At 54.2% G+C, this 12,401-nt stretch carries 11 protein-coding genes; 5 read left to right on the forward strand and 6 right to left on the reverse strand.

Features of this window, described 5'->3' with window-relative positions; genetic code table 11:
* Positions 1-2,364 (reverse strand): sensor histidine kinase, encoded by a 2,364-nt coding sequence (locus tag ACYUBO_RS11260; RefSeq protein ID WP_460374586.1) that lies wholly within the window; start codon positions 2,362-2,364, stop codon positions 1-3.
* Positions 2,365-2,435: 71 nt separating this feature from the next.
* On the opposite strand from ACYUBO_RS11260, the gene cofD reads away from it, so the two are divergent.
* Both cofD and ACYUBO_RS11270 read left to right on the forward strand, forming a co-directional pair.
* Complete coding sequence (gene cofD / locus ACYUBO_RS11265) at positions 2,436-3,341, forward strand: 2-phospho-L-lactate transferase (RefSeq protein WP_460374589.1); 906 nt, start codon at positions 2,436-2,438, stop codon at positions 3,339-3,341.
* A 74-nt stretch (positions 3,342-3,415) separates the two neighbouring features.
* A complete protein-coding gene (locus tag ACYUBO_RS11270; protein WP_460374592.1) occupies positions 3,416-4,588 on the forward strand; it encodes a HEAT repeat domain-containing protein in 1,173 nt (390 codons plus the stop codon).
* Between the two features lie 2 nt (positions 4,589-4,590).
* Here ACYUBO_RS11270 and ACYUBO_RS11275 read toward each other — a convergent pair whose 3' ends face one another.
* From ACYUBO_RS11275 to ACYUBO_RS11285, 3 genes are read right to left on the reverse strand one after another with little or no spacing between them, the layout of a single operon-like run.
* Positions 4,591-5,193 (reverse strand): DUF2179 domain-containing protein, encoded by a 603-nt coding sequence (locus ACYUBO_RS11275; protein ID WP_460374595.1) that lies wholly within the window; start codon positions 5,191-5,193, stop codon positions 4,591-4,593.
* Between the two features lie 44 nt (positions 5,194-5,237).
* Positions 5,238-5,783, reverse strand: a complete 546-nt coding sequence (locus tag ACYUBO_RS11280) for a pyruvoyl-dependent arginine decarboxylase (RefSeq protein ID WP_300332793.1) — start codon at positions 5,781-5,783, stop codon at positions 5,238-5,240.
* A gap of 51 nt (positions 5,784-5,834) precedes the next feature.
* Complete coding sequence (locus tag ACYUBO_RS11285; RefSeq protein WP_300332791.1) at positions 5,835-6,677, reverse strand: MBL fold metallo-hydrolase; 843 nt, start codon at positions 6,675-6,677, stop codon at positions 5,835-5,837.
* Positions 6,678-6,736: 59 nt separating this feature from the next.
* Here ACYUBO_RS11285 and ACYUBO_RS11290 point away from each other — a divergent pair, with 59 nt between their 5' ends.
* From ACYUBO_RS11290 to ACYUBO_RS11300, 3 genes are read left to right on the forward strand one after another with little or no spacing between them, the layout of a single operon-like run.
* On the forward strand, positions 6,737-7,951 hold the full coding sequence (locus tag ACYUBO_RS11290) for a hypothetical protein (protein ID WP_460374600.1): 1,215 nt from the start codon (positions 6,737-6,739) through the stop codon (positions 7,949-7,951).
* 38 nt (positions 7,952-7,989) lie between these two features.
* Positions 7,990-8,640 (forward strand): response regulator, encoded by a 651-nt coding sequence (locus ACYUBO_RS11295; RefSeq protein ID WP_460374603.1) that lies wholly within the window; start codon positions 7,990-7,992, stop codon positions 8,638-8,640.
* Positions 8,627-10,426, forward strand: a complete 1,800-nt coding sequence (locus ACYUBO_RS11300; RefSeq protein ID WP_460374606.1) for an MASE3 domain-containing protein — start codon at positions 8,627-8,629, stop codon at positions 10,424-10,426. The genes ACYUBO_RS11295 and ACYUBO_RS11300 overlap by 14 nt, the downstream gene beginning before the upstream one ends.
* 2 nt (positions 10,427-10,428) lie before the next feature.
* On the opposite strand, the gene ACYUBO_RS11305 is transcribed toward ACYUBO_RS11300, so the two are convergent.
* Together ACYUBO_RS11305 and ACYUBO_RS11310 are read right to left on the reverse strand one after the other, a co-directional pair.
* Positions 10,429-10,977: a DUF7504 family protein gene (locus ACYUBO_RS11305; RefSeq protein WP_300332631.1), complete on the reverse strand. Its 549-nt coding sequence runs from the start codon at positions 10,975-10,977 to the stop codon at positions 10,429-10,431.
* A 2-nt stretch (positions 10,978-10,979) separates the two neighbouring features.
* Positions 10,980-12,326: a PAS domain-containing protein gene (locus tag ACYUBO_RS11310; protein ID WP_460374608.1), complete on the reverse strand. Its 1,347-nt coding sequence runs from the start codon at positions 12,324-12,326 to the stop codon at positions 10,980-10,982.
* Positions 12,327-12,401 lie beyond the last annotated feature (75 nt).

Genomic DNA, 12,401 nt, shown 5'->3' on the forward strand with positions numbered 1-12,401 from the left:
CTATGAGGCACGAGAGGTATTATATACCCCTCCCCGCCAGCTGCCATGCGGAACCCGGATTTCAAAGGCTGCACCCCCAAGAGTGCCACAGGCAGCTTTGATCGAGATCCCGGTGATCGAGAGGATCTCACTGATCAGGAAGAGACCAAGACCGGTACCCTTCCCCGCCCCATACTCGAAGAGATGGGCTTGTAGTGATGAATCGATCCCATCCCCGTCATCTTCGAGACAGATACAGAGATCCCCTTCGGCCTCACGGCACGAGGCCCGGAACCGGGATACCGAGTTCCCCCCATACTTCATCGTATTATCGACGAGGTTGTACATCGCCTTCTCAAGGAGGGGATCAGAATAGATCTCGTATCCCGATACCTCGTTCTCGAGCGTGATCCCATCCGGGCTCCTTGTACCAAATCCCCGGTTGATCACCATCCGGAGATCCTGCCAGGCAGGCCCATGAACCCCGACCCTCTGGTAATCCTGGGTGAATGCAGAGATCCTGTGGATCCGCTCGATGGTTGCCTCAAGGCCTGCACAATACTCGGATGCCTGTGGGTCGGTGATCAGATCCTTCATCAGTTCCGTGTATGCGGAGAGGCTGTTGAGCTGGTTGAAGATATCATGGCGTGTTACGCTCTGGAGGAGGTTGAGCTTCTCATTTGAACGGGAGAGCTCCTCTTCCATCTCCCGCCTGCTGGTGATATCAAAGATCGATGCCTCGATGATGGAGCAGCCGGTCTCTCCGATCCTGTGTTTGATCACCTCATGCACCCATCGGATACTGCCATCCCGATGAATAATCCGGTAATCTGCACTGAAATGTTCGCCTGGGGAGGCATAGAGATGATCGTACCGGCTCATGATATCCGGTGCATCGGCAGGATGGATCAGCGATGACCATGAGGGATTGCCGGTGCCGATCTCGTCTGGGCGGTATCCGGTGATCCCGGTGACGGCACCATGGAGGAAGACGGGTTCTCCTTCAACAAACCGGTAGACGATACCATGAAAATGCTGGAGGAACGAGCGGTGCATCTCCTCGCTCTCGGCAAGCTTCTGCTCTGCTTCCTTCCGGAGTGAGATGTCCCGGATCATTGCGATATAGCCTCTTCCATCCGGTGTGGCAACGGGTGCGACTGTCACATCCGCCCAGAAGGCGCTCCCGCCCTTCCTGATGTACCTCTTCTCCATCCGGTAGATCGGCAGCTTCCCCTGCATCAGATCCATAATCCCGCGTTCGTTTCCGGGAATGTCATCAGGATGCGTAATATCCCTGAAAGAGAAGAACAAGAGCTCGTCCCTTGAGTACCCGATCATCCGGGAGAAGGCGGGGTTTGCTTCGATGATCATATAATCGGGGCCTGCCAGGACAATGCCCACAGGGCCGTGCTCAAAGATACCCCGGAACCGGGCTTCGCTTTCGGCAAGTGCCCGGTGATCGGCATCACGAATAATTGCAGCTGCGATTATCCTGCCCGCAGTCTCAAGCGCCTGGATCTCCTGCTGGCTCCAGGCCCGTGCATGGCGGCATTCATTAAAGCCGATGAATCCGGAGAGGGTCCCATGGACGATGATCGGGACGACCAGAACCGAATGTGTATCAGGAGATGCGATCCGGACCAGTTCTCCAATGGATCCGAGATCGGCTACCGATCCTAAGATCACATCTCCGCCACGGAGGAGGTCGAAACCTTCCCCATAGATCGAGGCATCAAGCTGATCCGGGTTTTTTGAACGGATTCCTTCAGCAGCCCATTCACCTTTCAGGCAGGCAACCGGATTCTTACTATTCCGGTCAAGCATATAGAGATAGGCGCCCGAGGCATCCGCCGCCTCCCCAAGCCTCCTGAGCGCAGTCTGTATCCGGCTCTCCCAGTCTCCTTGTGAGAGGAAACCGGATGCCGCATACCCGACTGCTTCAAGGATGCAATCCCTTGATACAATCTCCTTCTCACGCCCGATCCTTTCAGTTACATCCCTTCCGATACCCTCAATGATCAGATCTCCGGTCTCTGGATCGGTGATCATGGCATTCTTCGTCTCGATCACCCGTATAGATCCATCCCTTGCCCTGAGGTGAAGGGTGTATGTACACTCACCATCTTTCCGGGACAACTCGCTGAAGAAGCCGGGATCATCATCTGTCAGGAGGTGCCTGAGCAGGGAGGGATCATCGGAGAAATTTTCGGGAGTGTAGCCGAGTATAGTGCGGACAGATCCCGAGATAAAGAGTACCTCCGGCTCTCCCCGGCGCGGGAGCCTGAGCCGATAGACGAGATCCTCTGTTTTTTCGGCAAAGAACGTAAGATAAGGAGCGGGATATCCTTCCATAACAACAGGATTCCTATCATCGATAATGGGCATATGATACGAAAAACCTGCCTATATTGGATCACCCGCAAAGGCTCTTCACTTCTGAAGAAGAGATCATCTGTATGATTACTCTCCTCTCGGGGGGCACCGGAACCCCGAAGCTGATCCGGGGCATGCGGCAGGTGCTCCATGATTCCGAACTCTCTGTCATCGTCAATACAGCCGAGGATGTCTGGATCTCCGGAAACCACCTCTCCCCCGATATCGATACCGTACTGTACCTCTTTGCCGGGATCTTAAACACAGAGACATGGTGGGGGATCCGGGGCGATAGCCTTGAGACGAACCGGTACCTGGAGCGGATCGGGATGCCCGAATCAATCACAATCGGCGACCGGGACCGGGGCATCCATATCGCACGCGGAAACCTCCTTCGGGAGGGAAAGACACTCACCGAAGCAACAGCGAAGGTCGCTGCTGCTCTTGGTGTTGAAGCCACTGTGCTCCCGATGTGTGACACCCCGGTTGCAACCCATGTGGCAACAGAGAACGGCCCCATGCATTTCCAGGAGTACTGGGTAACCCACCGGGGCAATGTCGAAATCTCGGGGATCATCCGTGAGTGTACGATCCCGCCTGTTGCAACCGATGCCGTCATCGAAACGATTCAGAAGAGTGATTCCGTGATCATCGGCCCTTCAAACCCGGTGACAAGCATCGGGCCGATCCTTGAGTGTGAAGGGGTCAGGGATGCACTCAGCGAAGTATTTGTCATCGCAATCAGCCCGTTCATCGGGAGCCGGCCGGTATCCGGCCCGGCTGCGGCACTGATGAAAGCCTGGGGAAAGACTCCCGATTCGCGGGGAACGCGTGAAGCATATGGTGATGTCGTTGATCTCTTCATCCAGGATCTCAATGACGAGATTGAAGTTCCGGGCAGCCTCCGGCTCAATACGATGATGACATCGCAGAAACAGAGCGAATCCCTTGCCTGGGATCTGCTTTCGATCATCCGGGGTCAGAGGTAGGGCAGCTTTTTAGGGAACCAAAAAGGTAGTTTTATACCCTGTATCAGACGATACCTTCTCAGAGAGGTGCTACCATGGGTTTATTCAGATGGCTCAGATCACGTGATGAACAGAAAGAGGAGAGAACAGAGAGCGTGGATGAGTCACATCTTCCGCGGCTCTCACTGGATGATTCACTCGGCAACTCCGATCCCGAGGTGCGGATCACTGCGGTTCATTCGATCAGCGGAATCGGCGCACCGGCAATCCCGCTTTTGATCAATTGCCTCGATGATGAGAGCTGGAGAGTAAGGAGAACTGCCGGATCAGGGCTTGCCGGGATCGGGGAGCCTTCAATCGGTCCGATGATTGCCGCACTGGATGGTGCCCGGACAGATGTACGGAAAGAGCTGATCCGGTCACTCACCCTCATCGGAAAGCCGGCATTTCCTGCCCTTGCAGCGGCACTTGATCACCCCTCCGTGGATATCAGGGCAGGCGCAGTCGGCGCGATCGCCAGAATAAACGCACCAGAGCGTGGGGAAGCACTCACAAAAGCCCTCAGCGATTCCGATCAGTCAGTCAGGGCGGCAGCCGCAGAAGCCTTCGGGCATCTTCCTGAGAAACAGGGGATACCGGTTCTACTGGGACTCCTTGCCGATCCTGTCGAGAGGGTACGGAATGCTGCGATCCTCGCATGTATCAGGATCGGAAAACCCGCCGTTGGACCGCTGATTGTGGCACTGGGAGACCCGGAGAGGGGAATATCCCCCTATGCCGAAGAGGCACTGATTGGGATTGGATCTGCCGGGCGGACAGAGGTAATCGAGCTGTTGCATCACGAAAACCCGTTGATGCGCCGGTCCGGTGTTCGGATCCTCGGCGGAATCAGGGATATGAATACCGTCTCACATCTTGTCGGGGCACTCGCAGACACCGATCCCGAGGTGAGAAATGCTGCTATTGCCGCACTCTCCGGTTTTGGAAAAATGGCACTCCCGGAGATCACCGCCGCCTTCGAGAGCAGCGATCTCCGTATCCGTGAAGGTGCAATGGAGATTTTGGCCGGGATCGGAGAGCCTGCGATTCCATCGCTTATCGTGTACCTGAAGAACGAGGACCCCTCGGTCAAAAAACGTGCCGCGGTGATCCTTGGTGAGATCAGGAGCTTCGAGGCACATGAGCCGCTGACTGATCTCCTCCATGACAGCGATCCTTCTGTACGCCGTGAGGCATTCGAGGCGATCGAGCAGATCAAAAGAAGGTGAGGCTACTTCTGTTTTCTCCGGACCTTCATCGCGTTCAGCCGTGAACTGAGAAAACCCGGTTTTTCAAGGGGGAATATCCCCTCTTTTACCGATCGGACATCCTCAATCGAGTAGAAGGCATTTGGATTAAAGTGTTTGATCAGTTCGATCACTTCGGTGAGCCGGGAACGGTTGATGACACAGAAGATCAGTTTGACATCCCCGGTTACACCTTCGGCATTGATCGAGGTGATACCGAAATTCTTCTGTTTTAATGCATCTACCAGCTGTGATGCATCCCGGTTTGTGATCACCCTGACGATCACCTGGCCGATGGAGAGGTGATCTTCAATGATGATGCCCAGATAATTCCCAAGCGCAAACCCAAGCCCATAGGCAATATAACAGGCAGGATTATTCAGGTTCTTCATGATCTCCCCGATGGCAAGGAGCCAGATGATCACCTCAAAGAACCCAAGTGCAGGTGCAAGGAACCGGTACCCCCGTGCAACAAAGATGATCCGGAGGGTTCCCATGCTGACATCGAACATACGTGCGATGACGATGAAGATGGGGATGAGAACCCAGGTGTAGAGATCTGTAAGAGGAATGCCTATGATCTCCATATTCTGACCACCTTCTAAAAAAGTTGGATGCTGATTATCCTGCTTCAGAGGACAAAGACAGCGGCTGCAAGGACGGTCACCCATTTACCATCCGCATCACCTTCTGCAGACTGGCAGATATGGGTCGTCTTGATGATCTTTCCACTCGCCTTATAGATCTGTTCCCGTTCCTGCCATGCCTTATCGGGATCAAACTCGATCCCAAGGGTGGTCGCAAGCATCGTTGCGGCAAGATCCTCTGCATATTCACCCGAGACAAACGCAGTCTCACCATAGGCATGGTGCTCTGAGAGGTACCCGTACTCATTTGCATCTTTTGGGAGTGCGAGTCCGATTGCAGATGATAACAGGCGGTTTGGCTCCTTCGTCTCATTCCGTGCCATCACACAGTAGACGATCTCGCCTGCATTGAGTTCTTTGAGACCATCTTCCGGGGAGACGATCGTTGCGTTTGGTGGGAAGATACTCGAGACATACACAAGATTGTACTTCTCGATCCCGGCTTTCCTGAGTGCAAGCTCAAATGAGGCGAGTTTGTCTTTATGGACACCCACCCCTTTTGTGAAGAATACCTTTGAGGGAACAACCATATGCATCATTCGAACTGCAGAGAGTTTAAACTTTGTCCGGCTAAAACCGCATTATTCATCCCATGAGAGGTATGATCCCACCCCGATGGGCGTGATTGCATGGTGATGAGAGAGTGCAATGGTTGCAGGAAGCCCGGTACAATGACAGGGAAAGATGACGCCAATGTCCGACTCTGCACACCATCGGGAGACTTCATCGATCCGGGCAGGTGTTGCCGAATAGAGGTGGAGACCTCCGATGATTGCTGCAACCCGATCATCCCCGCAGACACTCCGCGCGTATGCAACCGTATGCTCGATCCCTGCATGGGTGCAGCCGCAGATGAGTACAAGCCCCTCACTTCCCCGGTACACGAGGCACGAATCCTCGATGACAGGATCGGGTACCCACCCGTTTTGGGTCTTGACACAGGCGCTGCTCTGTGCTATCTGTTTTGGATCAGTCCTTGGAATCTCGCCGAGGAAGGTGATCCGATCTGAGACGTTCTGCGGAGAGACGGAGATCTTCACCTCCCCAAACATTGAGAGATACTCAGGGGAGACCGGGCAGCCGGCATCTCCGCCTTCTTTTGCCTTCTTCCTCCCGAAGGTTGCCGGGTGGGTGATGAAGAGAGGCTCTTTGGCTGGTTTCCCCTCGATTCCTGCCCTGATATGAAGTGCAGCAAGGGGCGGCAGGCCGCCGGTGTGATCGATATGGCCATGGGAGAGGACGACTGCATCAAGATCAAGGAGATCGATGCCCATTGCAGCGGCATTCCCGATGAAGAGATCCGAATACCCGCAGTCAAAGAGGATGCGGGTATCGCCATCCTCAATATACAATGAAAGTCCGGGTTCACTCCGGAAGTACCGGTCAATCAAGGTGGTGTTCTCTATGAGTACCGTCAGATGCATGTACGAAACTTTGTTGTATGAAACGAAAGCCTCTTTCATCACGGCGATGATGTCTGGGTATGTTCAGACGAGGAGCCTTCTGCATTACCTTGCTGCTCCTTCTGGTCTCCTCTGCCGGAGCCTTCCTTGTGGAGAGGGCCGAGGGGGTCCCGGAAGGGTACCCCGTCTATGGTGAGGAGCTGGAGCTTGAGATCTTCATCACATTTCCCGGCCTTGACCCACGCTCGTTCCCATCAGAAGACACACTGGAACTCAGGACAGGTCTCACAAATCCCCGCTGGACGGTTGATATGCACCGATCGGGTGGCGTGAGCACCCTGAGGCAGAGCAGTAAGAGCAGGGAGATGATCCCGGGATGGGAACTCTCGTATCCATCCGGTGACGATATCGCCCTGACTATCCGCGTATCGGGCACCGTTCCCCAGCTGGCTGAGCCGGGGAAGATCACCATACTCTCAGTACGCCAGCTCGACGGCTCCTATACGCTCCGCGGGGAGAATGAGTACCTGATCGCACAGACGGCATATCCTGTCGGAAGCGTCCCCTCAGGCACACCACCGGATCCGGTGGTCGCCGCCCCATCCCCTCCGGATCTCTCGGCGTTCACGGTGTCTGAGCGATCAACCACCCCTACCGGACTCCTTAATCCCGGAGAGACCACAACGCTCAGGACATACCTCTACTTCGACAGAATCCCCCACATCACGTTTCCAACAAGTGATACGCTCAGGCTCCAGACCCGTTTAATAAATGCTACATGGGCGGTCAGCATCCACAAGGGGGGAGCTGAAATCCCACGAAACCCCCGGAGCGGCTATTTCTATACCATCACGGGTTTTGAACTCTCCTATCCGGCACGCGAGAACCTCGGCCTCTCTGTTGCCGTCACCGGAGTGGTGCCCGCCGGAGTAACTGCGCCGCTCCTCGAGATCACCCAGTGCGGTCCTGACGGCTATGTAAGGGAGGGTGCGATCTTCGCCCATCCCGCAGGAGTTGTCACGATCATCCCGACAGAGACTCCGGCACCAACCGATCTGCCCACCCCGGTGCCAACAGTCACCCCGGCCACCACACCACCAGGAACAGAGAGCCCCACACCCCTGCCGACCCCGGAGATGACCCCGCTCCCACCACCTCCAAAGGGCGAGATCTTCCCTGATGGCATCACCATCGATGGCATTCTCAATCTCATCCGTGAACTCATCGATCATGGAACACTCTTTGTCAACCGGTTGATGCCGCTCATTGAACGGATCGCCGGGATCGGATCATGAGCAATGCTTTATTAAAGAAGAGAGGAGAATGAATCGTCATGGCAACCGAATCCGGGAGCATGCCACCCAGGAGAAAGAACGGACATCCCCTGATCCTCTTTGTCGATGATAACGAGGTGCTCAGGGGGATCATAACCGAGGTGCTGGAGGGACGGTGCGGGTATACTGTCATCACCGCGGACGGGGGGAGAGCCTGCCTCAATACCCTCGTCGATATCAGGCCGGACATGATCCTCCTCGACATTATGATGGAACCGATGGATGGGTGGGATACCCTCAGGGAGATCTACTCTAATGTGGAATACAGAACAATACCGATTGTCCTTATGACCGGCAAGATCTTCCTCCCCTCTGAGATGCTCGCCTATGGACCCCATATCTGCGGGTGGATTAAAAAGCCGATCCGGATGGAGCCCTTCACAAAGGCCATACAGCAGATATTTACCGAGCTTTCCGAGGATGAGAAGGTTGCAGAAGAGATGAAGGGGACGGCATCTCCGGAGGAGCGGCATGAGATTTCCCTGCACCGCCGCCGCCTCAGGGTGCTCCGCCAGATCTATGAGGGTATCAATGCCCAGTGCGTAACACCATCGGGTGATTCCTGTGAAGCGTGGGATGAGGATATCAAAGAGATGGATGAACTGATCGCACAGGAAGAGGAGTGGTGCAGGGCTCATGGGCTCATCTGACGATAGGCGCCTGCGATTCTTCTTCCTCACGCTCTTCATTTTTCTGGTTGCAACAACACTGACATCGCTTGTCAATTACCTCCTCTTCCATACTATAGCCGAGCTCTTCTCGATTGTTATCGGATGCCTCATCTTTATGATCGCGTGGACGGCACGGGATCGGATCGAGAACAGCTACCTCCTCTTCATTGGGATCGGATACCTCTTCATCGTGGGTATTGATCTCCTGCACACCCTCGCTTTTAAGGGGATGAATATCTTTGCCGGGTACGATGCGAACCTCCCAACACAGCTCTGGATAGCAGCCCGGAGCCTCGAGGCGGCAACACTCCTGATCGCAGCGGTACTTATCCCGAGAAGAGTGAACCCGAAAATTCAGTTCGGGATCTATCTGGCCCTCGTCACCGCCCTCATCTGGTCAATATTCTCACCTGGGGTATTCCCTGACTGTTTCATCGAGGGGAGCGGGCTGACACCCTTCAAGATTTATATGGAATACCTCCTCTCGATCCTCTTCGCCGCCACAGTACTACTCCTCTACCAGAAGAAGGCATATTTCGAGCCCCGGATACTTCACCTGATGATCGCAGCGCTTGGAACAACCATTATCGCAGAACTTGCATTCACCTTCTACATCGATGTCTACGGGCTCTCGAATCTCATTGGCCATCTCTTCAAGATCATCTCGTTTGCCCTCATCTACCTCGCACTTGTAGATACCGGGATCAGGCGTCCGCTTGAGATCCTGTACCGTGATCTCGCAGAGAGCGAGGGGAAGTTCCGGGGGCTCTTCAATGCGATGACCGAAGGGTTTGCATTCCATGAGATCATGAGGGATGATGAGGGGAATGCTGTTGATTACCGGATCCTTGAGGTGAACCCGGCATTTGAAGAGAGCCTCTCCATTCCGGCAGCAGATGCGATCGGTAAAACATCCCGTGATCTCTATGGACTGGAAGAGCCGCCATTCCTGAAGCGATACGCCACTGTTGCAGATAATGGACAGCCAATCACCTTTGAGGAGTATCTCCCGCATCTGAACCGGTACTTCAAGATATCTGTCTTCTCTGAAAAGAAAGATAGATTTGCCACCATTTTTACAGACATCACCAGATCAGTCGAAGATCAAAAAGCACTCCATCTCGCCAATAAAAAGCTGAATCTACTGACAAGCCTCACCCGGCATGATATTGTAAACAATATCACAGCCGCCGAAGGGTACCTGTACCTGATCGATACAACAGGTATGCCGCCGGATACCATCCGGTACATCAATGGCCTTCGCGAACAGATCCGGGCGATACAGAGGAAGAATGAGTTTTCACGTGATTACCAGGACATGGGGATTGATGCGCCCACATGGCAGTCGCTTGAGCAGATTCTCGAGCAGTACCGTGCTGATCACAAAGAAAACGTGGTTATTGGAATTGAGAATGAACTTGCCGGCTACGAGATCTATGCGGATCCAATGCTGCCCCGCGTTTTCGAAAATCTCATTGGAAATGCACTCATCCATGGAAAGACGCTCACATACATCAGGTGGTATGCCGAGGAGAGCGCAGATCTACTCAGGATCATCTGTGAAGATGATGGCGCGGGTGTTCCTGACGGAAAGAAGGAGACGATCTTCAGGCCTGCGTTTGGAAGGAGCCATGGGTTTGGACTTTATCTTGTGAGCGAGATCCTCTCGATCACAGGGATCACAATCAGAGAGACCGGAACCTACGGAGAGGGGGCCAGGTTTGAGATAAATGTGCCCACGGAAAAATTCAGGAGGATCTCCTGACATTAATCCTCAAGGACAGTATCAACGAAGGTGGAGAGCTGCATCAGGAGATCGGGATCAAGCCCCTTCTCTGCTGCAAGGAAGACCCCTGCCACCCCGGCGAGGCGGAGGCGGTTCGTCACGAAATGCATGAATTTTGAGATGTTCTGGGTGGGGAGGTAGATCAGCATCGTCGATACCGAGTCAAGGATGATGCAGGCTTTTTTCCCTTCCATCTGCTTCAGGATGGTGGTGACGGCAATTCCCATATCGGTCAGGTTTGAGGGGTGGTTGACATAGGTCGTCATCGGATCGGAGTCGGGCTCCTTTCCAAGGGAGTACCGGGTGATCGCATCGATATACCAGACTGATTGTGGATCGATTCCGGCTTTTTTGTAGAGCATTCTCAGGATCGGCGAGGGCTGGTTAGTGGTGATCACGATCGCGGCATAGCCGGCAGCGGTGATCTCACCAGCCAGCTGGATCGAGGCCTTCTTCATATCTTTTGGCTCTGCAAGGAGGAGATAGATCTCCCCCTCTTCGATCAGATGAGGAGCTTTTGCATCTGACATGGTCACTCCAGGAGGAACAATCGGTATGCCTCAGGAATATCTGTGCCCTCACCAGTGAGGGCGGCATTGAGTTCCCGGATCGTCTCTGCAATCTGTGCCAGGTGGGTCATCTGCACCCTCAGCCTGAGGGCGGCACTATCACAATCAATGGTATCATCATCGAACATCCCGAGGATATCCTCGATATTCTCATGCACAACCTCAACCGGCATCTTCAGACGGGCTGTTGCTTCCCTGATATACGCGATCATCGTCCGTTGCGCCTTCTTCACCTCTGTGATATCCCGGATGAGAAGCGAGAAGCCTTCACCACCGGAGAGCGGCGTTACAGAGATGATCACGTCATGCTCCATTCCCCGGCTGTCCGGCAGGATGGCGGAGACCAACGCATGATCCGATTGTGAGATCGCCTCAGCAATCCGATCTTCTCCCTCCTTCAGCCGGATCAGATCCAGAATCGGCGCATCAAGGGCGTTCTCTTTCGGAATACCTGTCATTTCTTCTGCTGCTTTGTTCCATGAGAGTATGGTGCCGGAGACGGAGACGCTGACGATCGCCTCCTGTGAGGTCTGTACGATCGTCGAGAGGAGCCGCATCTGCGACTCTGATCGCTTCTGTTCGGTCATATCACGGATCAGGATGATGATATGAGGACGGTTTTTGATCGTGACCCGTGAGATGTTGAGTTCGGCCGGGATCAGGCTGCCATCCTTTCTTCTGGCATCAAGCTCATAGGAGCCGATCTTTGCAAGCACCGACTGCCATCTGTTGCGGTCAGTATCCGGCGCAAGGAGGTCGATGACTGTGCTGCCTCTTGCCTCCTGTTTCTGATACAGGAATATCCGCTCTGCCGCCGGATTCCAGTATGTAATGATTGCGTGTTCGTCCAGGAGGATGATCCCGTTATAGGCTGCTGATGTGATCCCGTGGAAGAGCTCCTCGCGTTCACGGAGCTGGCGTTTGTTTTGAACCTTATCGGTGATATCCACCCCGACAGCCACATACCCGGTGATGGTGCCCCCGGGTGATCTGACTTCGCTTGTGTTCCATGAGATATGCTTCTCTCTGCCATCCTCTGTGATGATCCGCGTCTCAAAATTCCGGAGATATGCCTCTTCCTCGATCACATCCGTGATCAGCTTCGTGATCTCTTTCCGGTACCCGGGATCCGGATACAGGCGCTTCCAGACCTCATTCTTTCCGACCACCTCCCCGGCAGGATAGCCGGTAATCTGTTCGGCAGCAACATTCCAGAAGAGGATCGTTCCATCCGGCGCGAGGAAGGTGACCAGGGCATTCATCCGCTCGATGATCGTCTGGTGAAAGAGGGCAAGATCGGCAGTCATCATATATCGATCGATGATTGGGAGAGAGGCAGATATATTTAACCCTGTAATTGCCGGGTTGCATCCCTGATGGCACAA

Source organism: Methanocalculus sp. MC3 (assembly GCF_054767395.1).

Bases quoted from the DNA above. Each gene is read 5' to 3' on its own strand.
- ACYUBO_RS11275 (WP_460374595.1), bottom strand. From the start codon at position 5,193: ATGGAGATCATAGGCATTCCTCTTACAGATCTCTACACCTGGGTTCTC.
- ACYUBO_RS11280 (WP_300332793.1), bottom strand. From the start codon at position 5,783: ATGGTTGTTCCCTCAAAGGTATTCTTCACAAAAGGGGTGGGTGTCCAT.
- ACYUBO_RS11260 (WP_460374586.1), bottom strand. From the start codon at position 2,364: ATGCCCATTATCGATGATAGGAATCCTGTTGTTATGGAAGGATATCCC.
- ACYUBO_RS11305 (WP_300332631.1), bottom strand. From the start codon at position 10,977: ATGTCAGATGCAAAAGCTCCTCATCTGATCGAAGAGGGGGAGATCTAT.
- ACYUBO_RS11290 (WP_460374600.1), top strand. From the start codon at position 6,737: ATGTTCAGACGAGGAGCCTTCTGCATTACCTTGCTGCTCCTTCTGGTC.
- ACYUBO_RS11300 (WP_460374606.1), top strand. From the start codon at position 8,627: ATGGGCTCATCTGACGATAGGCGCCTGCGATTCTTCTTCCTCACGCTC.
- ACYUBO_RS11270 (WP_460374592.1), top strand. From the start codon at position 3,416: ATGGGTTTATTCAGATGGCTCAGATCACGTGATGAACAGAAAGAGGAG.
- ACYUBO_RS11285 (WP_300332791.1), bottom strand. From the start codon at position 6,677: ATGCATCTGACGGTACTCATAGAGAACACCACCTTGATTGACCGGTAC.
- ACYUBO_RS11295 (WP_460374603.1), top strand. From the start codon at position 7,990: ATGGCAACCGAATCCGGGAGCATGCCACCCAGGAGAAAGAACGGACAT.
- ACYUBO_RS11310 (WP_460374608.1), bottom strand. From the start codon at position 12,326: ATGATGACTGCCGATCTTGCCCTCTTTCACCAGACGATCATCGAGCGG.
- cofD (WP_460374589.1), top strand. From the start codon at position 2,436: ATGATTACTCTCCTCTCGGGGGGCACCGGAACCCCGAAGCTGATCCGG.